The sequence below is a fragment of the Streptomyces sp. NPDC055632 genome (assembly GCF_053618675.1).
Window position 1 is genome coordinate 56863 of record NZ_JBSHHY010000017.1, and the last position, 22202, is coordinate 79064.

The 22202-nt window shown below is 69.5% G+C and carries 25 protein-coding genes and 4 pseudogenes; 18 read left to right on the plus strand and 11 right to left on the minus strand.

Annotated features, from left to right (window positions below; translation table 11 throughout):
• Positions 1-215 precede the first annotated feature (215 nt).
• The 4 genes from ACWGSR_RS22015 (at position 216) to ACWGSR_RS22030 (ending at position 3756) form a co-directional block, all read left to right on the plus strand.
• Complete coding sequence (locus ACWGSR_RS22015; protein WP_453568463.1) at positions 216-662, plus strand: universal stress protein; 447 nt, start codon at positions 216-218, stop codon at positions 660-662.
• Positions 659-1825, plus strand: coding sequence for an adenylate/guanylate cyclase domain-containing protein (locus tag ACWGSR_RS22020; protein ID WP_453568331.1), 1167 nt, complete (start codon positions 659-661; stop codon positions 1823-1825). Before ACWGSR_RS22015 ends, ACWGSR_RS22020 begins: the two co-directional genes overlap by 4 nt.
• A gap of 1148 nt (positions 1826-2973) precedes the next feature.
• On the plus strand, positions 2974-3312 hold the full coding sequence (locus ACWGSR_RS22025) for a MerR family transcriptional regulator (protein WP_366378304.1): 339 nt from the start codon (positions 2974-2976) through the stop codon (positions 3310-3312).
• A gap of 240 nt (positions 3313-3552) precedes the next feature.
• Entirely contained in the window at positions 3553-3756 is a 204-nt protein-coding gene (locus ACWGSR_RS22030) for a cold-shock protein (RefSeq protein ID WP_048475199.1), read from the plus strand.
• Between the two features lie 209 nt (positions 3757-3965).
• Here the strand turns inward: ACWGSR_RS22030 and ACWGSR_RS22035 are convergent, their stop codons facing one another.
• The gene (locus ACWGSR_RS22035; RefSeq protein ID WP_453568334.1) at positions 3966-4667 is read right to left on the minus strand and encodes a hypothetical protein; all 702 of its coding nucleotides are present in this window, start codon (positions 4665-4667) and stop codon (positions 3966-3968) included.
• A gap of 149 nt (positions 4668-4816) precedes the next feature.
• On the opposite strand from ACWGSR_RS22035, the gene ACWGSR_RS22040 reads away from it, so the two are divergent.
• A complete protein-coding gene (locus ACWGSR_RS22040; protein WP_453568336.1) occupies positions 4817-5209 on the plus strand; it encodes a hypothetical protein in 393 nt (130 codons plus the stop codon).
• A gap of 46 nt (positions 5210-5255) precedes the next feature.
• Here the strand turns inward: ACWGSR_RS22040 and ACWGSR_RS22045 are convergent, their stop codons facing one another.
• Together ACWGSR_RS22045 and ACWGSR_RS22050 are read right to left on the minus strand one after the other, a co-directional pair.
• Positions 5256-5648 (minus strand): hypothetical protein, encoded by a 393-nt coding sequence (locus tag ACWGSR_RS22045; RefSeq protein WP_453568338.1) that lies wholly within the window; start codon positions 5646-5648, stop codon positions 5256-5258.
• Positions 5649-5940: 292 nt separating this feature from the next.
• Positions 5941-6051: pseudogene (locus ACWGSR_RS22050) on the minus strand (IS21-like element helper ATPase IstB); the annotation flags it as partial.
• A 108-nt stretch (positions 6052-6159) separates the two neighbouring features.
• On the opposite strand from ACWGSR_RS22050, the gene ACWGSR_RS22055 reads away from it, so the two are divergent.
• From ACWGSR_RS22055 to ACWGSR_RS22085, 7 genes are all read left to right on the plus strand, one after another.
• Positions 6160-6999: an RNA polymerase sigma factor SigF gene (locus ACWGSR_RS22055; protein ID WP_453568340.1), complete on the plus strand. Its 840-nt coding sequence runs from the start codon at positions 6160-6162 to the stop codon at positions 6997-6999.
• A 98-nt stretch (positions 7000-7097) separates the two neighbouring features.
• Entirely contained in the window at positions 7098-7508 is a 411-nt protein-coding gene (locus ACWGSR_RS22060) for a hypothetical protein (RefSeq protein WP_383359701.1), read from the plus strand.
• 71 nt (positions 7509-7579) lie between these two features.
• Complete coding sequence (locus ACWGSR_RS22065) at positions 7580-7765, plus strand: hypothetical protein (protein WP_453568342.1); 186 nt, start codon at positions 7580-7582, stop codon at positions 7763-7765.
• A gap of 429 nt (positions 7766-8194) precedes the next feature.
• Positions 8195-9238 carry an acyl-CoA dehydrogenase gene (locus ACWGSR_RS22070; RefSeq protein ID WP_453568344.1) on the plus strand — a complete coding sequence of 348 codons (1044 nt, stop codon included), beginning with the start codon at positions 8195-8197 and terminating at the stop codon, positions 9236-9238.
• Positions 9231-10040 (plus strand): PIG-L deacetylase family protein, encoded by an 810-nt coding sequence (locus ACWGSR_RS22075; RefSeq protein ID WP_453568346.1) that lies wholly within the window; start codon positions 9231-9233, stop codon positions 10038-10040. The genes ACWGSR_RS22070 and ACWGSR_RS22075 overlap by 8 nt, the downstream gene beginning before the upstream one ends.
• On the plus strand, positions 10037-10690 hold the full coding sequence (locus tag ACWGSR_RS22080) for a class I SAM-dependent DNA methyltransferase (protein WP_453568348.1): 654 nt from the start codon (positions 10037-10039) through the stop codon (positions 10688-10690). Before ACWGSR_RS22075 ends, ACWGSR_RS22080 begins: the two co-directional genes overlap by 4 nt.
• Positions 10687-11430 carry a glycosyltransferase gene (locus ACWGSR_RS22085; protein WP_453568350.1) on the plus strand — a complete coding sequence of 248 codons (744 nt, stop codon included), beginning with the start codon at positions 10687-10689 and terminating at the stop codon, positions 11428-11430. Before ACWGSR_RS22080 ends, ACWGSR_RS22085 begins: the two co-directional genes overlap by 4 nt.
• 308 nt (positions 11431-11738) lie before the next feature.
• Here ACWGSR_RS22085 and ACWGSR_RS22090 read toward each other — a convergent pair.
• The 3 genes and pseudogenes from ACWGSR_RS22090 to ACWGSR_RS22100 all read right to left on the minus strand — a co-directional run.
• Positions 11739-12032 (minus strand): annotated as a pseudogene (locus ACWGSR_RS22090) (transposase); the annotation flags it as partial.
• Positions 12033-12281: a hypothetical protein gene (locus tag ACWGSR_RS22095; protein ID WP_453568465.1), complete on the minus strand. Its 249-nt coding sequence runs from the start codon at positions 12279-12281 to the stop codon at positions 12033-12035.
• A 58-nt stretch (positions 12282-12339) separates the two neighbouring features.
• Positions 12340-12675, minus strand: coding sequence for a hypothetical protein (locus tag ACWGSR_RS22100; RefSeq protein ID WP_453568352.1), 336 nt, complete (start codon positions 12673-12675; stop codon positions 12340-12342).
• Positions 12676-12914: 239 nt separating this feature from the next.
• Here ACWGSR_RS22100 and ACWGSR_RS22105 point away from each other — a divergent pair, with 239 nt between their 5' ends.
• Entirely contained in the window at positions 12915-13037 is a 123-nt protein-coding gene (locus ACWGSR_RS22105; protein ID WP_453568354.1) for a hypothetical protein, read from the plus strand.
• Positions 13038-13109: 72 nt separating this feature from the next.
• Here ACWGSR_RS22105 and tgmC read toward each other — a convergent pair whose 3' ends face one another.
• Genes tgmC through ACWGSR_RS22125 form a run of 4 tightly spaced genes read right to left on the minus strand, consistent with a single transcriptional unit; the run spans position 13110 to position 16388 of the window.
• Positions 13110-14309 (minus strand): ATP-grasp peptide maturase system methyltransferase, encoded by a 1200-nt coding sequence (tgmC, locus tag ACWGSR_RS22110; RefSeq protein ID WP_453568356.1) that lies wholly within the window; start codon positions 14307-14309, stop codon positions 13110-13112.
• The gene (tgmB, locus tag ACWGSR_RS22115; RefSeq protein ID WP_453568358.1) at positions 14306-15292 is read right to left on the minus strand and encodes an ATP-grasp ribosomal peptide maturase; all 987 of its coding nucleotides are present in this window, start codon (positions 15290-15292) and stop codon (positions 14306-14308) included. The genes tgmC and tgmB overlap by 4 nt, the downstream gene beginning before the upstream one ends.
• A 4-nt stretch (positions 15293-15296) precedes the next feature.
• Positions 15297-15563 (minus strand): putative ATP-grasp-modified RiPP, encoded by a 267-nt coding sequence (locus ACWGSR_RS22120; protein ID WP_383436534.1) that lies wholly within the window; start codon positions 15561-15563, stop codon positions 15297-15299.
• A gap of 42 nt (positions 15564-15605) precedes the next feature.
• Positions 15606-16388, minus strand: a complete 783-nt coding sequence (locus ACWGSR_RS22125; protein ID WP_453568360.1) for a hypothetical protein — start codon at positions 16386-16388, stop codon at positions 15606-15608.
• Positions 16389-16590: 202 nt separating this feature from the next.
• Here ACWGSR_RS22125 and ACWGSR_RS22130 point away from each other — a divergent pair, with 202 nt between their 5' ends.
• Complete coding sequence (locus ACWGSR_RS22130) at positions 16591-17091, plus strand: hypothetical protein (RefSeq protein ID WP_453568362.1); 501 nt, start codon at positions 16591-16593, stop codon at positions 17089-17091.
• Between the two features lie 13 nt (positions 17092-17104).
• Entirely contained in the window at positions 17105-17395 is a 291-nt protein-coding gene (locus tag ACWGSR_RS22135; protein ID WP_453568364.1) for a DUF6087 family protein, read from the plus strand.
• Between the two features lie 391 nt (positions 17396-17786).
• Here ACWGSR_RS22135 and ACWGSR_RS22140 read toward each other — a convergent pair whose 3' ends face one another.
• Positions 17787-18767 (minus strand): HEAT repeat domain-containing protein, encoded by a 981-nt coding sequence (locus ACWGSR_RS22140; protein ID WP_453568366.1) that lies wholly within the window; start codon positions 18765-18767, stop codon positions 17787-17789.
• 766 nt (positions 18768-19533) lie between these two features.
• Between ACWGSR_RS22140 and ACWGSR_RS22145 the strand changes: the two genes are divergently transcribed.
• From ACWGSR_RS22145 to ACWGSR_RS22155, 3 genes and pseudogenes are all read left to right on the plus strand, one after another.
• Positions 19534-20910: a protein kinase domain-containing protein gene (locus ACWGSR_RS22145; protein WP_453568368.1), complete on the plus strand. Its 1377-nt coding sequence runs from the start codon at positions 19534-19536 to the stop codon at positions 20908-20910.
• A gap of 103 nt (positions 20911-21013) precedes the next feature.
• Positions 21014-21814, plus strand: a pseudogene (locus ACWGSR_RS22150) (transposase family protein).
• 65 nt (positions 21815-21879) lie between these two features.
• Positions 21880-22129: pseudogene (locus tag ACWGSR_RS22155) on the plus strand (transposase); the annotation flags it as partial.
• Positions 22130-22202: the final 73 nt, after the last annotated feature.

Here is a 22202-nt window from a genome sequence, read left to right on the forward strand (position 1 = left end):
CGGGTTGAGCAGTTTGCGCAGTCCTGTGTCCCCGGCCCGGGAAGGAGCTGAAACGTCGGCCGTTCGCCCATGCCCTCGGCCTACGGGGGCGGCTGGGCTGTTCTCAGGTGTGGTGAGCGGTCGCCGCTTCACGCTGTCTTGCCCGCGCAATGGCCACGCTCTACCTTACTTGAAAGTAAGTTTACTACTGAGTAAGGAGATTGGCCTTGACCACGATCCCCTATCAGACCGTGCTGGTCGGCACGGACGGCTCGGAGTCGTCGTTCGCGGCGGTCACCAGTGCGGCACGCCTCGCTGTCGCCTGTAGGGCCAGGCTCGTGATCGCCTGCGCGTACTCTCCGATGCGCGGGACCGACCTGGACGTGGCAAAGGACCGGTTGGGAGCCGAGGCGTACCAGGTGGTGGGTTCGGCGCCGGCCGAGGGCACCCTGCGCGTCGCCAGGGACAAGGCCCGAAACGAGGGTGCGGAGGATGTGCGAACGGTCGCGGTGGAGGACAAACCTGTCGCGGCTCTGGAGCGGGTCGCGCAGGAGTACGCGGCGGATCTGATCGTCGTCGGGAACCGGGGGTTACGTTCGCTCGCCGGGCGAATCCTCGGCTCGGTGCCGGCCGACATCGCGCGGAAGGCCGGGCTCGACGTGCTGATCGTGCACACCACATGAGCGTGGCGGAGCCCGGAGGAGAGGCGGCGACCGGCCTGACGAGGGCCGGTGAGCTGCACCGGGCCATCGAGGAGGTGCTGCTCGGCGGCGGCCGCCTCTGGACCAGACGGGACATCGCCGAGCGGTCCGGGGTGGGCCCGGAGCGCTCGGCGCAGATCTGGCGCGCGCTCGGGTTTCCCGTGGTCGACGACCACGCGAGGGTGTTCACCGACGCCGATGTCGAGGCGTTGCGGTCGGGTGAGCGGCTCATCGAGGCCGGGCTCATCACCGAGGACGGCGAGACGGTCATGGCCCGTGCCCTGGGCCACCATCTTTCCCGGCTCGCCGAATGGCAGATGCAGACTCTGTGGGCCTGGCTCAGCCATGCTCTCGGCGAAGGCGGCGGCCACGACCGGGCGGCGCTGATCGAGCATGCCGCCCGGCTGTTGCCGGAGATGGAGCTGCTGCAGGGGCATGTGTGGCGCCGGCACCTCGCGGCCCATGCCGGGCGGATGCTTGCCGCTGACGAAGAACACGTGTTTCACCGGTCTGCGCGGGAGAGCGGAACGGGCCTGGAGGACGGGGAACAGCGGGGGGACGTCCGGGCGAGGGCTGCCGTGGGCGAAGAGCCGGAGCCACCTCGCGACGGTGCGGACATCCGTCACCTGGCGGTGGGCTTCACCGACATGGTCGCCTACACGCGGATGACCCGAGGGCTGGACAGCACCGAACTCTCCCGGGTCCTCGACCGGTTCGAGGGCCTGATCGGTGACGTGGTCGCCGAAGGAGGGGGACGGGTGGTGAAGACCATCGGTGACGAGGTGCTCTTCGTGTGCGAGTCGGCGTCCGCGGCCGCCGGCATCGCGCTGGAGCTGACCGCCCGGGCCACGTACGACCAGGAGTTGCCGCGACTACGGACAGGGCTCGCTCACGGCGCGGTCCTCAACCGCTTCGGCGACGTCTACGGAGCAGTGGTCAACATCGCGGCGCGGCTCACCGCGGTCGCACGTCCCGACACCGTGCTGGTCGACACGGCGTTCGCCGGCGAACTGGCGGGCACGACGGCGTACGACCTGAAAGTGCTGCGCCCGGTGTCGGTACGGGGATACAGCCGCCTGCGCCCTGTTCTGCTGCGGCCGGCTCGCCCCGGCGAACCGGCGACAGCCAAGCATCCTCACCGCTGAAAGGCGAGGAGGACATGGAGAAAACCGATGCGGCACCCGCAGTGGCCCGGGGCCGGCCGGTGCACCAGGCGGTGTCCGGTCGGGGCAGAATCGTCCCTCCTGCGGGGCCGGGGGTGAGCTGGTTGATGACGAGGGTGCCGGTTTTCCGAATCGAGGCCGACCAGGAGCACGTTCTCGGCGATCCCGGAGGCAGGTAAGGGGCGAAGGTTCCGCAGGAAGCACCGGGCGCCGTCACGCGCGGCGGCAAGGGACCCGGCGGTGCGGCCGGGCTCGACACCGACGCTGATCATGCTCATCAGGCCCTCCTGACCACTGCCCTGCCCCGTCGGTGCTCTCTGGCCGTTGCTTCTCCCCTCCCCCTCACCCGTCAATCGGGCATACCGACTCTTTACCTCGCATCCGCTACCGCGCGAAGCGGGTTACCTTCCCGCTCTGCATGCGAAAATCTGTATCGGCCAGGGTAGACATTGCGATGTGGTGGGGTTATGGTTTCTGTCGTAGCCAAGAAGGACGGCAAGGCCTGGCAGAGACGAACTGCCGGCATGAGGTAGGAGCAGTACCTGTAGTTGCAGTTCGCAGGACGGTACGGCGGTGGAGTTCCGGAGCCAGGGTTGTCGCAGGACGGCGACGGGGCTGACCGCCGGGCCGGGCGGCCCGCAGTGATCAGGGGCCGCCGCAGCGGGGCCGCAGTCATGACCGATGCGGTACCCGTGAGTGCAGTTCGCAGTACCCGGCAGTGCAGTCGAGTGAGTGGTACCCCGGTGAAGGCGTCGGCTGCGGGCGCGCGCACCGGGAGGGTCGGCAGGAGGACTTACCGCCGACCGGGGTGGTGCTGTGAGAGGCCACCGGTAGTGCGCAACACCAGTAGTACAAGCAGTGATCGATTCAGAGGGAAGAACGGAGGAGTGCAGCACCATCGGGATCGCCCGGGTGGAAGCATCTGGCCCGGGTACCGCAGGACATCGTGAGTGAGGTGGTCTCCGGTCAAGCAACCGCGATCCCCGCACCCCCGGCAGCAGCCGTGTCAGGTGTGCGGACACAGAAGGCCGGCGCAGTATCAGGGCCGGCAGGTGGTGTAGTAGTTCCTTCGGGGCCCTGGTGCCGTACGGCACCAGGGCCCCTCAAACATGTCCCAGAGAGAGGTGCAGATGACAGCGGACGACACACGCGGCCGTCTCGACGACGACGACTACCCCGCCTACACCATGGGCCGGGCCGCCGAGATGCTCGGCACCACCCCCGCCTTCCTGCGCGCCCTGGGCGAACACCGCCTGATCACCCCGCTGCGCTCCGAGGGCGGCCACCGCCGCTACTCCCGCTATCAGCTGCGCATCGCCGCACGCGCCCGCGAACTCGTCGACCAGGGCACCGCCCTCGAAGCGGCCTGCCGCATCATCGTCCTCGAGGACCAGCTCGAAGAGGCCCAGCGCCTCAACGACCAGTACCGCCGCGCGGCGGCCGGGTCGAATCCGCCGGCCGCGGAGTGACCCGGGTGCCGGCCGGGCGGCGGGCTTCACCCGTCCTGGCCCCTGCGAACGCGCCGCTCTTTCCGGTGGTCACACAGGGTGCGGGCGTGTAGCGTCACCGTTAGCTGTCGTGGTTCGGAAGTTCCCTTTGCCCACGCCCCCGGCGTGGGCTTTCTGCTGTGCTGTGCCGCAGGAACCAGGGCGATCACCTCCACCTTCCGTACCGTGCGGGAGGCGTTCATCGACTGGAAGGCATCAGACATGGCTACCGGAACTGTGAAGTGGTTCAACGCCGAGAAGGGCTTCGGCTTCATCGCCCAGGACGGCGGCGGCCCGGACGTCTTCGCCCACTACTCCGCCATCAACTCCTCCGGCTTCCGCGAGCTCCAGGAAGGCCAGACGGTCACCTTCGACGTCACCCAGGGCCAGAAGGGCCCCCAGGCCGAGAACATCACCCCCGCCTGACCTTCCCCCGCCCCGGCAAGACGAAGAGCCGGTGGCACAGCATGTGATCCACAGGTTCAGGGCCGTGCGGCCATCAGCTGCACGGCCCTGAACTGTCGTCCGAGCGGGCCGGCTCACCCGGTACCAGCCCGAAACAACCTCGGCTCCGGTAAGAAAGCGAGCACGACGGGCGGCACTGCTCCGCTTCTTTCCCCGGAGGGTCCGGCGGGTCAGCGCCAGGTGAGGTGTTCGTAGTGCCGCAGGCGCGCGCGGGCGGCCTGTTCGGTCATGCCAAGGGCCTCGGCGAGCGCGGGCACCAATCCGCCCTCGCCCTCGTCCTCGTCCTGTTCGTGGGTCAGGGCCCGGACGGCCTCCGGACCGGTCTCGGCGACGATCGCCTCCAGGCCGTCACAGGTCTTCAGCATCATCGCGTACGCGCGCGTCTTGTCCTCCTCGAACCAGAGCCGGTCCAGGCGCTCGCGCACCTTCCCCAGTAACTCCGCGAGGTCCTCGGGCAGGGCCACCGCGCGCCCGGCGACTTCGTCGAGGTGTGCCTCCCACTCCGCGTACGGGCCCGAGGTGTCGTAGGCGTCGGGGTCGTCGTCCTCGCGGACCTTCTCCCAGTCGATCGGGTACGTCTTCGTGCCGCGCCAGCCGCACGCGCACCGGCCCCGCATCGACACCGCGGTGGGCCGGCGGAACTCGCCGTCGTAGTGCCACCAGTCGCTCGACTCGTGGAAGGTGGCGCCGCTGCCCAGGTCGAAGAGGACCGGCTTCGGCTCGCTGCCATCGGCCAACAGCACCCCGACCATGCCCTCGTGCGACTCCAGTCCGTCCCGCCGCCACCCGCTCCGCTCCCCGTACATGACGAGCTCCTCTTCCGCCTCGACGCCGCCGCCCCGGACATGGCGCCCGGCGCTTCCCGGAACCACGATGCGGTCCGGTCCCGGCTTCCCGCAGCCGGATCGCGACATACTCCACAGGCAGATGTGACGCGCGGCGGCTCCGCGCGCTCCCACCACGGGGGGAGTACGGCGCGGACGGGCGGTCAGAGAGACCGGCGGCGAGCACGATGACCGCCATGACGACACCCTCCATAGACAACGGGCACCTGGACCTGGTGCACGATCCGCGTGAGCTCGCCGGTTTCCTCTCGGCCCGTATCCGCGAGGCCGGGCAGCACGCCGGCCGGATCACGGCCCTGGAGGAGACCGGCAGCCAGTTCGGGGCACACCTGTCCTCCGCTCACCTGCGGGCCGCCGCCGCGGCGAACGCGTGGCTGTTGGAGATGCACCCGGGCCCCCGGGACCGCGACGGCTACTGCCCGGGCTGTGTGGGCCCCTACGACTGGGCCCCTGTGCACAGCAGGCACTGCCCCATCCAGTTGGTGCTCGCCCGCATCCGGGAGAAGCACCCTGACTTCCCCGCCTGGGTCCTGCGCGAAGAGATCACCCAGTACCGCCACGAGGGCTGATCAGCGGGAACGACCGCGGGCCGGGCCTTGGCTTTGTCGGTCCGGCTCAGCTCTGCGGGAGGGAGCGACGGGCAAGGACGAGGTGGCGCCACCGTCCGCGGACGGTGGCTTCGTCGTCGTTCCACCGAACGGATCCCGGTGGGGTGTGCCGGTCGTCCATGAAGGCGGCGATGTCGGTGTAGTACGCGTAGTCGCCGCCGTCGGTGAGTTCGCGCAGCCGGGCGATGGTCTCGGTGACGCCTTGGTCGTCGCCGAGGACGGCCTGGTGGAAGCAGACGACGAGTTCGAGGATCGCGGTGGCGATGGCGACGCCGGAGACGCGGATCTCCTCGCGCAGGACGTGGGCGCGGGCCAGGACGTCGCAGCCGGTGCCGGCGTCGCGGACGAGGGCGGCCATGTCGATGGTGTGGCCGGTCTGGCGCAGGGTGAGGCCGGACACGAGGTGGCGGGCCAGTCGATCTCGTCGGCCGCCCGGTCGGGGTCGGCGAAGGCGAGGGTGAAGGGGCGCTGGACCTGGGAGGTGGCACGTTCGCCGGCGACGCCGTTCTGTTCGGCCTCGGTGTCCTGCTCGTCTGCCTTGCGGCCGTTGAGAAGCTCCTGCCGTCGATCGATGATGAGGATGGCGCGTTCGAGTACTACAGGCATCTGCGGGACATGGCCGCGCTGGCTGTCGAACTCGGGAACGCCGACGGTCGGTAGCGTCGAGTGGTGCGGGCGGTGGGCCAGCCGACGGCCTGCTGTTCGGCGCGGACCCTGGTAGTGGCCAGACGGTAGGAGTCGGTGCCGTTCTCGATGATGTCGCCGCCGAAGGTGAGACGGTCGGCGAGGGCCGCGCAAAGCCGACATGCGTGCTGCGTTTCACGTGCATGTTGAGCAAGATGCGGGGTAACCGGCGGACCGTCGCCCTCAGGGCGAGGTTTGGTGAGTTCAGCGGAGGAGGGGCGGAAAACATGGTGACGGAGACCGGCATAAAGGTGCGTGGTGTCGAGCTGCCGATGGTGCTCGATCCGATGAAGGTGGCGCCCAAGGACGCGCGTTCGCTGTCGAAGCGGTTTCTGGAGCGGCTGGCAGCGCTGGAGGAGGGCACGCCCGAGTACCAGTACGCGCGGAACACGCTGATCGAGATGAACACCTCCCTCGTCCGTTACGCGGCCGGCAGGTTCCGCAGCCGCGGGGCCGATGAGATGGAGGACATCGTCCAGGTCGGCACGATCGGTCTGATCAAGGCGATCGACCGCTTCGAACTGTCTCGCGAGGTGGAGTTCACGACCTTCGCGGTTCCCTACATCATCGGTGAGATCAAGCGGTTCTTCCGTGACACCTCCTGGGCGGTGCACGTGCCGCGCCGTCTGCAGGAAGCCCGCATCGAGCTGGCTCGCGCCACGGAGGAGCTGCGCTCCCGCCTGGACCGCAGTCCGACGGTCAAGGAACTGGCCGAGTTGATGAGCCTGTCCGAAGAGGAAGTCATCGAAGCGAGGATCGCCTCCAACGGCTACAACTCCGCTTCCCTGGACGCCACCCTCTCCGGCGACGAAGACGGCGAGGCGGTCCTGGCGGACTTCATCGGCGTCCAGGACCCGGCCATGGATCTGGTCGAGGACTTCCACGCTCTGGCTCCTCTCATCGCCGAGCTGGACGAGCGGTCGCGACAGATCATCCACTGGCGGTTCGTCGACGAACTCACCCAGGCCCAGATCGGGGAGCGGCTGGGCCGCTCCCAGATGCAGGTCTCCCGGCTGCTGGCACGCATCTTGAACCGCCTGCGCGAAGGCATGCTCACCACCGACTGAGGCTCCGCCGACGCACCGGTCGGCCCCATACCCCCGAGGGGGCAAAGGCCCGCCGACCGCTTCGCGACACCGGACGCGGCAATCAAGGAGGACCCGCATTGACCGAGCACCAGCACCAGGCCGTTGAGGAGGTGCCCCTCACCACGGTCGACATGCACCTGGAGGTTCTGCTCCGCATGGTCGAAGCGCAGCCCGGGGCCCGGATGGCGATCTGCCTGACCACACGGGGCGGTGTCATCGCCGGCCATCTGGTGGCCGCGCAGGCATGGGCGGAGCGCTGGGAAGACACCGTGCGCCAAGCCGACGAACAGGGGCAGGCCGAGGTGATGGCGCAGCTGCCGCAGATGATCCAGTCGACACAGCGGCACGGTGAAGTCTCCGAGAACGGCCTGCACCCGTTCTTGCACCTGGTGGACGTCACTTTCATGTCCGTTCCCGGCTCCCTCACCTCCCCGGTATGGCGCGGACGGGTCAGTGATGTCTGCGGATGGTCACTCGGCACCGTCTGATCGGCTGCGGTTCAGTCGGCTCTACGATTTCGGCCTCGGTCACGTTCTCGCTGGTCATCGGTGCGTCTCCCTTGATCGGGAGTTACACCGACCCGGCCGTACTGGAGGCGGCCGACCGCATGATCACGCTGACCTACGCGATCCGCGAGGCGCTCGACAGCATCGCGGCGCTCGTGGCCGCCCGGCAGGAGGCGGTGGCCGCTCATGACGGTTTCGTGGACACCGCCGCCCGCCACCTCACCGCCCAGACCACCTGACCCGCCCGCGGCCGGCCGGGCAAAGGACGACCCCGCCGGGCCCGCTCACCTCTTTCGGCGATTCCGCTCCCGAACCGTCACCGGTTCCCGGCCGGGGTCCCGATGACTAGCCGGTGACCACACGACACCCCTACCGAAACACCCTGCACCGCACGGCGGCCGTCTCCCTCCTCAGGCTTTGAATCTTGCGCAGAGCGGGTCGGCGAATAGCTCCTCAGGCCTTGATGGCCGACCATGAGTGCCCTCCAGAAGGACGATGAGACAGGGGATGGCCGGTTGCATCCGAACGGCCGCAGACCGACTCCGAATGTCGCTGAAGTCCCGTCGGCGGGCCCGTACGGCCAGTGGCCTGCCAAGAGCGCGCGAGCGGACAGTCGGGATGATGTGTTCGCGATGCATGAGAACGGACTTCGGGTGTACCCGTAGATCATGGCGACCTCCCTGACATCCCAGAACGCGAGCTCGAACACGAATTCGACAAGACCGGTGGTGCACATCGCCGCCGAGCGCTTCGTCCGGTGGGTGGAGGACGGAGCCGGGCAGTTGCCGCTGCCCGGTTCGGGCGGGACGCAGGAGCGGTTCACGGCGCTGCAGTCGCTCGGCCGGGCGGACCTCTCACTCGCCCGGCTGGCAGAAGGACACGCGGATGCCACGGCCATCCTGCACGAGCTCGGCGCACCCGCACCGGCGGTGGGGGAACGCTGGGGAGTATGGGCGGCGCAGCCGCCCGGGACCACCTTGCGCGCGCGCCCGGACGGAGGCGACGGCTGGCGGCTCGACGGGCTCAAGAAGTACTGCTCCGGTGCGCATACCTGCACGCATGCACTGGTCACCGCTGACACCGATGACGGATACCGGCTGTTCTCCGTCGCGACCGACCATCCGGGGTACGCCCCGGTCGCCGGTACGTGGCGGGCGGTGGGCATGGCGGGGAGCGACACCCCGGACGTGCAGTTCACCGCGGTGCCGGCACGGGCGATAGGCGGTGTGGACGCCTACCTGCGGCGTCCCGGTTTCGCCCACGGCGGGGTGGGGGTCGCCGCGTGCTGGCTGGGCGGTGCACGGGGTGTGGCCGACGCGCTGTTCGCGGCGGCACGTCATCGCGCGCCGGACCCGCTGGCGGCGGCCCACCTGGGCGCCGTGGACGTTCTGCTGCACAGTGCGCAGTGGGCGCTCGACGCCGCCGCCGCCGCGATCGACGCCGAGCCGCTGGAGGATGGTCCGCCCGCTCAGTTGCGTGCGGCCCGGGTGCGCGCCCTGGTCGCCGACGTCTGCGTGCGCGTACTGGACGAGGTCGGCCGGGCACTTGGCGCCGGGCCGCTGTGCCATGACGCCGAGCACGCCCAGCGGGTCGCCGACCTCACCGTCTACATCCGCCAGCACCATGCCGAACGCGATCTCGCCGCGCTGGGCCGTCTGGTGACGGAGGAGACGGCGGACACGGCCGGCACGAAGGAGGGGACCGATGGCTGAACGGCCCGCCACCGATCTTCCGTGTCCGCTCTCCGCCGACCGCCGGCGGGCCGCCGACGCCATCGACGCCGCGGGCACTGCCGAGGAGGTGTGGACCGCGTGGGCCGGACGCGAATGTTGGTCCGAGGCTGTGCTGCCCGACGGGCCGGTGCTCGTCGCGGCGGCCCATCCCGACGACGAGGTCCTCGGGTTCGGAGGGACCGCGAGCCGGCTGGCGGCGGCGGGACGGCAGGTGCACGTGCTGACGGTGACGGACGGGGAGGGCTCCCACCCCGGAAGCCGGGTGCTGCCCCCGCCCGAACTGGCCCGGGTACGAAGGGAGGAGCTGGCCGAGGCGCTGGACGTACTCGGTCTCGACCCCGTCCACCGGTACCGGATGGGCATCGCGGACACGCGCGTCGACGAGGCGGAGGACCTCGTCGCCGCGCGGGTGGAGCAGCTGGTGCGACAGACGGGCGCCGGGCTGTGCGTGGCGCCGTGGAGCGGCGACCTGCACGCCGACCACGAGGCGACGGGCCGGGCAGCGAGGACGGCCGCGGCCGCTGCGGCCGTTCCCCTGTGGCAGTACCCCGTATGGATGTGGCACTGGGCCACTCCCGGTGACGCCCGCGTGCCCTGGAACCGCCTGCGCCGCCTGCCGCTGACCACGGAACTGCTGAACCGCAAGAAGACCGCCGTGCGGTGCTTCCGCACACAGATCGCGCCGCTCGCCGACCACCCGGACGTGGTGCTGCCCCCGGACGAACTCGACCACCACCAACGCCTCTTCGAAACAGTCTTCGTCGAAGGAGACACGCCATGAAGGACGCGGACTCACCAGTGCGCGACACCGGGTCCTCCACGCCGGAAAGCTACTTCGCCCGCATGTACGCGGACACGTCGGACCCCTGGGATCTGGAAAACCGCTGGTACGAACAGCGCAAGTACGCGCTGACGCTGGCCGTCCTGCCCCGGCGCCGCTACCGCCGCGCGTTCGAGCCGGGCTGTTCCGCCGGAGTGCTCACACGGATGCTGGCCGAACGGTGCGACGAGGTGGTGGCGGCGGACCGGGTGGAACGAGCCGTGGAGACGGCGGCGGCGCGCAACCGCGACCAGCCGCACGTCAGCGTCGAGCACCTCGTCGTACCGGACCAGTGGCCCACCGGCCGCTTCGACCTCGTGGTGCTGTCCGAGCTGCTGTACTACTTCGACGACACCCGGCTGCAGAGGATCCTGGACCAGACCATCGCCTCCCTGGAGCCGGGGGGCTCGCTGGTGACCGTGCACTGGAACCATCCCGCACCGGAGCACCGGCTGACCGGCGAGCAGCTGCGCCCGTACCTGGAGGCCGTGCCCGGACTCGTCACCGGGCCCGGCTTCACCGACCCCGACTTCACCCTCGGCACGTACACCCGTCTCCTGCCCGACGGCACCCCGCCGCCTTCGCCGGCCGCCGCCGAGGGCCTGGTGTGACCGCCACGATCAGCGCACTGGTCGTGGCGGTGCCGGCGCACGACGAGGCCGCGGACCTTCCTGCGGCACTTCGCTCGGTCCACCGCGCCCGGCGCCTCGCCGCGTTCCCGCCGTGCACGGTCGTGGTCGCGGCGGACGCCTGCACGGACGCCACCGCGGCCACGGCGGTCCAGCACGGGGCGAACGTGGTGGAGGTCGCGCACCGGATGGCCGGTGCCGCCCGGGCCGCCGCCGTGACGCGGGCCCTGGAACTCTGCGGGACGCGGCCCGAGGAAACCTGGATCGCCACCACCGACGCCGACTGCCGGGTCCCGCCCGACTGGCTCGTCCACCACCTGCAACACGCCCGCCGGGGCCGGCAGTGCCTGCTCGGCACCGTCCGCGTCGCCCCCCACACGTCCCTCGCCCCGCCGGTGCGGGCGCTGCACGACGCGCACTACTTCGCCGGCCGTGACGGGCCCGGCTGGGTGCACCCGCACGTGCACGGGGCCAACCTCGGCATCCGCGCGGACACCTATCTGCGGGCGGGCGGCTTCCCCGCCGTGCTGTACGGAGAGGACCGTGCTCTCGTCGCCGCCCTGCCCTCCGACACCCGCGTACTGCGCACAGACGCCTGCCCCGTCACCACCTCCGGACGGATCACTCCGCGCGCGCCGCACGGATTCGGCGCGTTCTTGAGGGCGCTGGGCGAGCTGTCCGAGGAGGTCGCGACAGAACGCAGCGGCTCAGGCCCTCTGTAACGGCAACTCGTGCGTGCCTTTATGCCACCTGGTCGCCTCGCTTCCCTTCGCGGGGCTGACCGGCTTCAGGCCGGAGCATCCAACGCGGGGCCGGTGAGATCCAGGCCAGGCCGACGGCCGCTGACAGCCAGGAGCGAACAGAGCGCGGGTGTGTCACAGACGAGCCGGTGCCCGTCGCGGTGAGCGGCGTCCGGCTCGGCAGCTTTCCGGTACCGAAGAAAGCGGTGGGGGTGCGGGCTCGGAGCCGGAGTGCTCGCGCGACGACCTCTTATGAGCTCGTAACACGATCATGATTGGTTCTTCTTGAGTCGTGTCCGGCTGCGGGGACGGCCGGGGCGTCCGGCGACGGGTGGGATGCCGTCGATCAGGGCGAAGGTCTGGGCGGATGTCGTTGACGTTCGCCGCCGTCGTGATGACCTTGAACGGGTGCCGCGTTCGTCGCAGATCAGGTGGTGCTTGCTGCCTGTCTTCCGCCGGTCGACCGGCGACGGACCGGTGTCGGCTCCCCCCTTTTTCGCGCGGACGTGGGAACCGTCCACGCACGCTCGGGACCAGTCCAGCTCGCCGGCCGCATTCAACTCGGCAAGCAGGATCCGGTGCAGCTACTCGAAGGTGAGTTGTTCGGGGTCGTGGCCTTCCCATTCCGAGACGGGCAGCTCGGCGGTGATCCCGAACCTGTTGTCGTATTCGTCGAGGCGGTCTGCGTCGCGGGCCCGCTGCCACTCAGCGAGGGAAGCAGCTGCGACCGGGGTCAGCTCAGGCCCTTCGAGTTCGACCTGCCGGATCACCCAGCCTTCGGCGTCGACCTCGAAGTAGAACCAGGTGTCTTCCTCGTCCCAGTAGCAGCGCATCCATGTGGTCACCAGGCCATGATGCCGGGCCAGATGCGCCGCCCTACTCCGCCCTATCTCATGACTGGGCGATGAATCCTGCGGATCGGTCGAGCTGGAAAGGAGAACCGACCCGGGGTGGATCCCAGCCTTGATCCCGTGCCTCTCGAATGCTGGCAGCAACGTGAGCCGGACGAACGGGCTCCGTCTCGACGCCCACCCAGTTGCTGGGATGGGCCTGACCGCTGGTGACGATCAAGGTCCTGCCCGGCTGGCTGCCGCTGGCCGCTTCAACCGCATAGGTCATCGGTGTCCAGCAGAGTCCCTGCATGTAGGAGGGCTTCCTGCAGATCCGCCAGCGGTACTCGATCCCGTCAACGGTTATGCGCCGGGAACCCTTCTTGTTCAGCGCCATCTTCCCTCCTCCGCTGTCGGACTGTAGCGCCGTGCGACAGGTCTGGCTCTGCCGATGACAACGGGGTTCTGGCACAGATCTTAGGGAGCCATCACGGAGCGTGACATCGTTGTTCGATTGCGAGTGACTGGCTCGTGCGAGACGGCGTACGCCTTGTCGTCTGACAGCCAGAAGTGACGCTCCCTCAGGTGTATCCCGTTCGCTGCTCTGGTCGGCGGTGGACGGTGATGGTGCTGGTCATGCAGACCGATGCACCGTTCTGGGACTCGCTGGTGTTCGACGGAATCGACGAGGTGGAGGTCGAGGCGTTTACGGCCGCGTTCGGCAGCGGCCGCCGAGCACGGACCGACACCACCACGTGAGCAAGGAGTTGGTCGAGCTCATTGCCACAGACACCCCACTCGAAGCCTCTGGGTCTTCCGGCCCGGGCTGGATTAGGGCCTGGGCAACGGTAGGTCGGGCAGCTGCGGGTGGCACAGGTACTGCCCGTCACCCGTGACGTGCAGCGTGAAGGTCTCCAGGCCGGGCCGGCCCGCCTCGTCGTACGCGGACAGCACGCGCTCGATCCGCTCCCACAGCTTGACCCGCCCGCCCTCGCGAACCTCCCACCGGCCGCCGGTGGGGGTGAGGGTGGTCGCAGAGCCGTCAGCGATGTCGACCAGGTTCACGATGTCGCCAACGGTCGTCATCTGCGCGTCCGGGACGGCGCATTGGGCGAGGAACCGCAGGTGAAACGCTTCCTCGGTCGCGGCCGTGATCCGCTGCGGGCTGTGCCGGGCGGTCCGGCCCGTCTCAGGGAGGCCCGCGGCCCAGTGGGCGGGGTTGCCGAATACCGGCGCCGCGTGCGTACGGGCGGACATGAACGACACCGTGCCGGGCAGCAGGCGGCCTTCGGCGGTGCCGTTCTCGCCGACGGTGAGCAGGACGCGGGCGTAGCCGTAGAGCCAGCCCGACAGGGTGAGCAGGATTTTCTCGCCGGGCCGGGTCTGCGTGAGTAGCGCCGGGGGGACGGCGCGGAAGGAACAGGCGGCCACGATCCGGTCGAAGGGCGCCTCTGGCCAGTAGCCGTACAGGCCGTCGGCCACCGCCAGGGTGGGGGTGTAGCCGCAGCCGTACAGCGCGCCGGCCGCCTGCTCCAGGCGGTGGCCGTCGACCTCGATGCTCGTGACGTCGGCCGATCCGAGGAGTTCGCAGGCCAGCGCGGTGGAGTAGCCGGTGCCGGTGCCGATCTCCAGCACCGTGTGCCCCTCTGCGACGTCGGCATCGGCCCACATCCGCAGCACGAGCGAGGGCAGCGTGGATGACGAGGTCGGCGCCCCGCCGTGCCGCACCTGCGGGTTCTTCCAGTCGGGTTCGTCGCCGTCGAACTGCGTGATCAGCGTGGTGTCGGAGTACGCGGCGGCCAGCCACCGGCCGTAGTCAAGGTCGGCGGTGACCGGTTCCCACACCGTCAGGCCCTGCCCGTCCGGCTCGTCGGCGGGCAGGTAGAAGCCCGGCACGAACCGGTGCCGCGGCACCCGCTCGACCGCCGCCCTCCAGCCGGGATCGGCGAGGGCGCCGTCGGTCTCGAGGGCCTTCGCCATCGTCTCGCGCAGCCGGGTGGCGTCGGTCTCCGGGTCGGCGGGCATCGTCATCGCGCCCCGCCTCCTTCCGTGCTCGTACTCAAGATGTCGGTAAAGGCGGTCGTGATGTCGCTGGCGTCGGGCAGCCAGCCCCACTGGCCGTTGGGGTTGCATTCGATGAACACCCAGTCTTCCGCCGCGTCGCCGTAACCAGTCAGGACAAAGTCGAAGCAGCCGAAGACCAGGCCGAACTCGGCCAGGTAGCTGTGCAGCGCGGCCTCGATGGGCGCCGGCACGGCGATCGGGGCGTGCAGCAGGGCGTCCCAGTCGCCGCGGCGCCAGTCCAGTGCGCCGTCCGGTGCGGCAATCTGCTGGGCGAACACCCGGCGGCCGACCACGGTGACGCGCACGTCGCCGGTCTTGGGGATCTCCGCCTGGAAGAGGTAGGCGGTCACCGCGAGGGAGTCGTCGAAGGTGCCGGGGTCGACGCGCTGAGCCCAGATCGCGCCGGTGTGCCCGTCCTCGCCCGTGGGCAGGCCGCGGAACGTCTTGTAGATCACGGGTCCGTAGTCGGCGGCGAACTTCCGGGCCTGCTCGATGTCGTTGGTGACCAGCGTCGGCGGGATCGCGAGGCCGAGCCGGATCGCTTGCTGGAGCTGGGCGGGTTTGAAGTCCGCGGCCGTCACCGCGGACGGGTGGTTGACGTAGAAGGCGCCGTGCAGGTGGTTCAGGACGCCGCCGAGCCCGTGCCGGGCCTCTGCGGTGGCGAAGTCGCGCGCTTGCGCGGGCAGATGCTCGAACCGGGTGGCGTAGGGGGTGGGGCGGCGGTAGTACACCGCCGCCACCTCCCCCAGCTCCACCTCCCGGCTGCCGGTGACCAGCCGCCCGCTCCAGGCCGGCGCTCCGGCGCCGATGCGGGCGTTAAAGACCAGTCCGGCGCCGATGTCGGCCGGGTCGAGACGGACTACGGGTACCTCGCGCTCGTTGAGCGCGGTGATCACCCGGTCCGCGGTGACGTCTTCCAGCGCGGTGACGACCAGGACGGTGGAGGCCATCGGGTCAGTCCGAGTTGTAGTCGGTGGTGTGGTCGTCCTGCGTCTGCGGCTGGGGCTTCTGTCCGTCGCCGCCGCCGGACATCGACGCCGTGCCGGTGGTCTTGCTCGTGCCGTGCTTGCCCATCTCCACCACCTGGCCGGCGCCATCGGTGTAGCGGGCGGTCTGCGTGGCCGCATCCAGCGTCACCGCCGCATACGACGGCGGGCCGACCGGGAGCCGGTCGGTAACCAGCCTCATCGCCCACGGAGCCTGGGGTGCAAGCGTCGCCATGCGTTCATCCCTTCCCCTCTGCATCTGCCGATAGCCGGACAGCTACCGCAGATGCAGAATCAGCCCCCGCCCAGGGTCCTGACCAGTACCGTAGGTGCCGCGAACCGTGGCGAAACCACCACGCTCCGTCACAGGCGAGTCGGGGAGGGAGAGACACCCATGCCGAGCAGATCGAGCAATGCGCACCTGGCGCTGTGGATCGCGGCCACCGGCCTGTCCCACGGCGAGATCGCCCGCCGGATCGCCACGGAAGCAATCCGCCAAGGTCACCGGCAGGTCGCCCCGGACACCACCCGCGTGCGCCGCTGGATCGACGGGGAACGCCCCCGCCCGCCCGTCCCGGCGCTGCTCGCCGCGGCGATCTCCGACGCGGTCGGACAGCCCCTCACACCGGGTGATATCGGACTGACGGCCTCCGGGCCCGCACTCGATAGCCTCCAGCTCCCGCTGCTGACCGAGGCAGCCGCCCAGACCCTGGCCGGATGGACCCAGATGGACCTCTTCCTCGACCGCCGCGACACCCTCAAGCTCGCCCTCGGCGCCCCGCTCATCCTGGCCGCCGAACGGATGCTGGGCGGCACCGCCCGCCGGCTGAACCGCACGGCCAAGGGCTTCGATACCGACACCACTGCCGCACTGGAGGAGGTGACCACCTTCTTCACCAAGGCCGACGCCTCCAAAGGCGGCGGCCTGTACCGCTCCGCGATCGTCGCCCAGCTCGCCGAAGTCGCCCGCCGCATCCAGGACGGCGTCCCCGTCTCGCTGAAGGCCCGGGTGTTCGCCGCGACCGCGGACCTCGCCGCTCTGGCCGGGTGGGTCAGCCACGACAGCGGACGGTATGCCACCGCCCAGCGGTACTGGTCGTACGGCATCTACGCCGCCTCCGAGGCCGGGCTGGCGGACCGGGGCGTGGAGATCGTCACCCGCATGTCCCACCAGATGATCTACCTCGGGCATCCCCAGGACGCCCTCGGCCTCCTCGACCTCACCGCGAAGAAGACGACCCTGCCCGCGACGAAGGCACTGGTTGCCTCCCAGACCGGGAGGGGTCCACGCCGCCCTCGGCGACGAGCAGCATGCCGAGCGGTACCTCAGCACTGCCGACGAACTGCTGGCCGCCGGTCTGGACGCCGTGCCCGCCTGGGTGGACTACTTCGACGCCGCCGAGCACGCCGGCGCCCGCGCGGTCTCCGCCCGCGACCTCGCCGGATTCCGCGGCGAGCGCCGACTTGCCAGCGTGCACTTCACCGACGCCCTGCGGCTGCGCAGGCCCGGCTTCCAGCGGGTGAAGGTCATGGACCGGATCGGCCTGGCCGCCGCCCTCCTCGCCGAGGGCGAACCCGAGCGCGGCTCCGTCGCCGCCCACCAAGCACTGGACGAAGCCGCCCGCCTCGACTCCACGCTCGTGGCCTCCCGGCTCAACACCCTGCTGGACGCCGCCCGCCCCTACCGCACCGGCGCGGTGGACGAGATCCGCACCCGGGTGGCAGATCTTGCCGCGGACCGGCCGACCACCGTCGCCGCCTGAGACCATCTAACCCATGGGCAAGCACTCCCGACCCGGACCACCGAACCAGCCGTCCCGCGCGGTCCCCCGCGCCGACCCCGGCGACCCGCTCGCGGCATACAACAAACGCCGCCGCCCCCCGCTGGACATCCACCGCCGCCACCGCCCGCTCCACGGCGGCGGCGGACACCTCCGTCCCGAAGAACCCCGAGCCCTGGAGGAATGGAACGGATTCTCCTACCAGCCCGCAGGCACCGCCGCGAACCTCGCGGACGCGACCCGGTGGGTGAACGAACAGACACCCGGCGAGGAACCAGCGGCGTAGGGGCCAGGCCACGCTCCCGAACCCCCTGCCAAGCGACACCTACCTTTCTGTGACAGTCGTCATGGAAAGCGATTGTCATGGAGGTGAAGCACCTCATTCAGGCAGCCTGCACGGCGGCCAGGGCGCCTGCGCGGTAGCGCTGCACCCTGCGACGCGAGACGCCCCGGCGTTCGGCCAAGGGCCTGGTCGGGCCCTTGACTGACGTGAGGAGGAATTCCACCTGGACTTTCTCGGTCCAGGCGGGTGTGGCTGCCGAGTCGAGCCGCAGTCTCAACTATTCCGGGGCAGTCGGTGGACAGGATCTGGAGCCAGCGGCAGCAGAGGGCTCGCTGGGGTCAGTGCCGAGGCCCGTCCAGGCGGGCTGACCGCACAAGGCGTTGATGGTTCTTCGTCAGAAGGGCGGAGGGCCGTCAGGTGGGTAGGGGATGTCTGGTGTGAGCATTTCGCGGATGCAGCGGCGCAGTCCGCTGCCGTAATAGTCGACCGGTCTGATCCACGGCACCCGCTCGTACAGGTCGCTGAATCGGTCGCTACTCGGGTCGGCCAAGAGGGGTCGGAACTCGTCGGGGGCGGGGCCGTCGACCAGGCACAGCCAGGCGAGGCCGGCGCCGATGCGGATTTCGGGTGATCGGCCGGGATCCGACCACAGCTCCCGGGCCCATGCCGGAGCGTTTTCGTCCCGGTGTTCGCGGGCGAGCTGGGCGATGGCCAGGATCACGCTCACACCGGCCACCGGATCGTCTTCCACCGCCAGCCTGTGGTGCAGCATCGAGGAGACGCGCTGAATGCCGCTGGTGGCCTCCGCCAGCACGAAGGCGGCAGCGGAGCGGACATCGGGATCGGGGTCGGACAGGAGAGGAAACAGCAGCTGCAGGTCGTCGGTGATGGCATCGCGGGCCGCCTGGATCGTCCAGTTCGTCGGACACATCGTGGTGCCCTCCACCTCCAGGGGGTCCTCGGTGACCTGGAGAAGGCCTTCGCGCGTTCCGTCCCCGAAGTGCTGGCATCGCCCGATCTCGGCGACCAAGCGGAGAATGTCCGCCCGGAGCCCGGGAAGCCCGGTGGCCGCGATCCGCAGCAGGAACGGAACGGCCAGTGCCCCCACCGCAATCGTGCTGCCCTGATGGTGGAGGTGTTCCCACAGATCCCCCAAGGCCCGGCCGACGGCTTCGGCATCTTCGGAGGCGAGCATCGTGAGGCGACCAGGAACTTCCTCGCCCGGTCCGTAGAAGTGCGGGAACCGCTGCCAGGGGATCTCCTCGTACCTGAACCCGTCCTTGACCTCCCGCGGGATCGCGCCCATGACCACCCGCATATCGGCATCCGTACCTGCCCACGGCTCGGGCCACCCGGCCCAGCACTCATCGTCCATGACCTGGCCTTCCGGTTCACCGACACCCTCCGAACCCCGGGAGTCTAACGACCGCCGCATATGCCACTGGCTGGTACGCGCAGGCCTCTAGCGCACGCACGCCAGCCGATGGCAGGGTGAACAGCGCGAGCACATCACCCCCGGTGCGCCACCGCACCGGTCCCGCCCTGCCTCACCCAGCGGGCGGGCCCGCCTCTCCCTCCCGGCTCCCCACGGGAGGCCAGAGGCACGCACAGGCACAGCCCTGCATACGAACCACAAGCATGGAGTCCTTCACCAGCCCGTGCTCTGCCGGGCCCCCGACCTCCCGCCGTGTCTGCCGCGCCGGCCATGCAGCGCATCCCGTCGGCAGGACGCCACCCCTGACCGGGCCAACAGCATGGCCGTGCCCAGTGCAGTGGACAGTGAGGATTGCGACTGAGTTCCTCGGTTGGCGAGTTGAGCGTTTGGCACATCTGACCAAAGGATTCGCAGGGCACCTGCCGGTGGCTCGCCAGTCCTGCGTCCACTTACTGATCGTTTCATGAACCTCGCAACATGCCGGTGGGAGGCGGCATTCAAAAGGTGGGGCCTGGCCGCTGAACGTCGAGCATTCCGCAAAGAGACCCTGGTCCACGTCGAGCAGCGGTTCGTGGCGTACAGCATCGGAGCGTCCATATCCGCGAGAAGTAGGGATGCTCGGGCTTTCCCGGGGTACCCGCCCCACCGAAGCACACCGGCGACGGCTCGCCGAGGACACGGACCCGTCGACGCGGCAGGAGAGACGATGAGGCTCCACGATTTCGCCCGGACCACCGTTTCCCGGTGTTCCGCCGAGATCTTGAGCGGCCGTTACCGTTTGGACGGACCGCTCGGTTCGGGCGGGGCCGCGGATGTCCACCGAGGTTTCGACCTGCGGTTGAGACGACCGGTAGCGGTCAAGGTCTTCAGGTCCGGAGCCGACGGCGGGATCGGTGAGAGCCTGCACGGCGAAGCCGTCATCCTCGCCCGCCTGCATCACCCCGGACTCATCGCCGCCTATGACGCCGGACAGCACGACGGACATGCCTTCCTGGTCATGCAACTCGTCGAGGGCGGCACGCTGAAGGACCGCATCGCTCAAGGCCCGCTGCCTCTCGCAGAAACCGCCGCGATCGGCGCCCACCTCGCCGAGGCGCTGGCTCACGCGCACGGCGCGGGAATCGTGCATCGGGACGTCAAGCCGTCCAACATCCTCCTGGACACCGCCCACCGTCCGTATCTGGCCGATTTCGGCATCTCCCGACTGCTGGATGCCACCACCCACACCGCTACCGGTACCCTTGTCGGTACCGCCGCCTACCTCTCTCCCGAACAGGTCCTCGGTCGCCCTGTCGGCAGGCCCGCCGATGTATACACCCTTGGCCTGGTGCTCATCGAATGTCTCACGGGCAGGCTCGAGTACGACGGCGCGCCCCTCGAATCCGCGATCGCGCGACTGCACCGGAGCCCTGTACTCCCCCACTGGCTGCCGGAACGGTTGAGCACCCTTTTCAGGCAGATGACGACCCTGGACGAGAAATCCCGCCCCACCGCCCTCGACTGCGCGCGCACTCTGGCGGCGCTGGCCGGTAAAACGCGCACCGCGCACGGGCCCTCGACGAACGCCACGAGCCTCGTCGCCGGCCGGAGGTCGTCACCGACGGTAGAAGACACACACGCGCATCCTTCCGCCGCTGAAGAACGAGCCGCTTCAGGAGGAGTGTCCACGCGCGGACGCACCCTCGCGGCCAGCACCGCCGTCATCCTCGCAGTCATCGCGGTGACCGCCCTCACCGTCACCGGTGGCTCCGGACCCCAAGGCGATGACCGAGGCACGACCCGGACCACTGGTGCCCCCGCCGAAAAACCGGACCCTTCCGCTGCTTCAGCCCCAAGGAAGAGCACCACGGCGTCCCGGGCGGCACCGTCTCCCACCACACCCGAAGTCACACCTGAGGCCTCGGTCGGCCCGTCCTCCGAACCGGAGGTCACACGCCGCCCCACAGCCACCACAACACGTGACGGAAAGAAAGCCAGGCCTCCGCATCAACCGCCGGGCCAAGCCATGAAGTCAAAAGCGCCCAAGAACAAGGAGCAACGGCAGAAAGCTCCCCGGTCGGCCCCGTCTCCGCACAAGCGATGAGCAGACCACGGGCCCCGCTGAGCCTCTTTCATCCCGGCCTCGAGAGGGTGAAAGGGCAGGTCAGTGAGGTTGTAGGTGACATGGCGAAGCCTCCGTCGTTGATGTGGTGATCTCACTCATCACATCGGCGCCGGAGGCTTCGTCGGTCTCGTATTCTGCCACGCTGGACGTCCCGCATGAGCTTGTCGAGCATGTCTCGTGGCTGCTCCACGCACGCCGACGGGAACTGAACTCGCCCTGGCGACGACGGGGTTGCTTCCAACAAGCGCTGCTCGCGCTGGCGCATCTGCGGAAGAACGAGACGTTCGCACAGGTGGGGGCCGGTTTCTGGGTGTCAGAGGCGACAGCATGGCGCTACGTCGACGAGACCCTGGACGTCCTGGCCGCGTGGGCACCGGGACTGCATGAGGCCCTCGTCGGCCTGGTGAAGGCGACCACGTCATCGTTGACAGCACTCTGATTCCCATCGACCGGATCGCCGCGGACGAGCCGTACTACTCGATGAAGCACCGCCGCCATAGGATGAACGTGCAGGTCATCGCCCGTTCCGACGGCACACCCCTGTGGTTCTCGCGGGCCTTGCCGGGCCGGACCCACGACCTGACCGCGGCCTGGGCCCACGGCATCGTCCAGGCCTGCCTCACCAGACAGGTCCTCGTCCTGGCCGACCGCGCCCACCAGGGCGCCAGCGCCACCGTCCGTACTCCGTACAAGAACCACCGCGAACAGCCCGAGCATTAAAAGCAGTTCAACCGCGATCACGCCCGTCTGAGAGCGCCCGGTGAACGCACCTTCGCACAGTTGAAGTCCTGGCCCATCCTCCGCCAAGCCCGGCTCCACCCGCCGCGTCGGCACCATCGTCCAAGGCGTCTACACCCTGCTGACCTGCAACTATTCAGGATGAAAGAGGCTCACTGAGATGATCTCCGCCTACGCAAACCTTGCCAGAGCCACGTTCACGTGTACGCCGACACCGAGATCCGCAGGATCGTCTGCACCACCAACGCAATCGAGTCGGTGAACGCGAGGATCCGCCGGGCGGTGCGGGCCCGCGGGCACTTCCCTTCCGAGAACGCCGCTCTGAAGTGCGTCTACCTCGCGGTGATGTTCCCTCGACCCGACCGGCACCGGCCGCAAACGCTGGACCACCCGCTGGAAGCGAGCCCTCCAGGCTTTTGACATCGCCTTCGACGGCCGCCTCACCGACAACCGCATCTGACCTCAACAACCAAACCAGTTACACCGTCTACTGGGGTCTGTTCCGTAGTCGGTGGTGACGGTGAGTGCTCGCC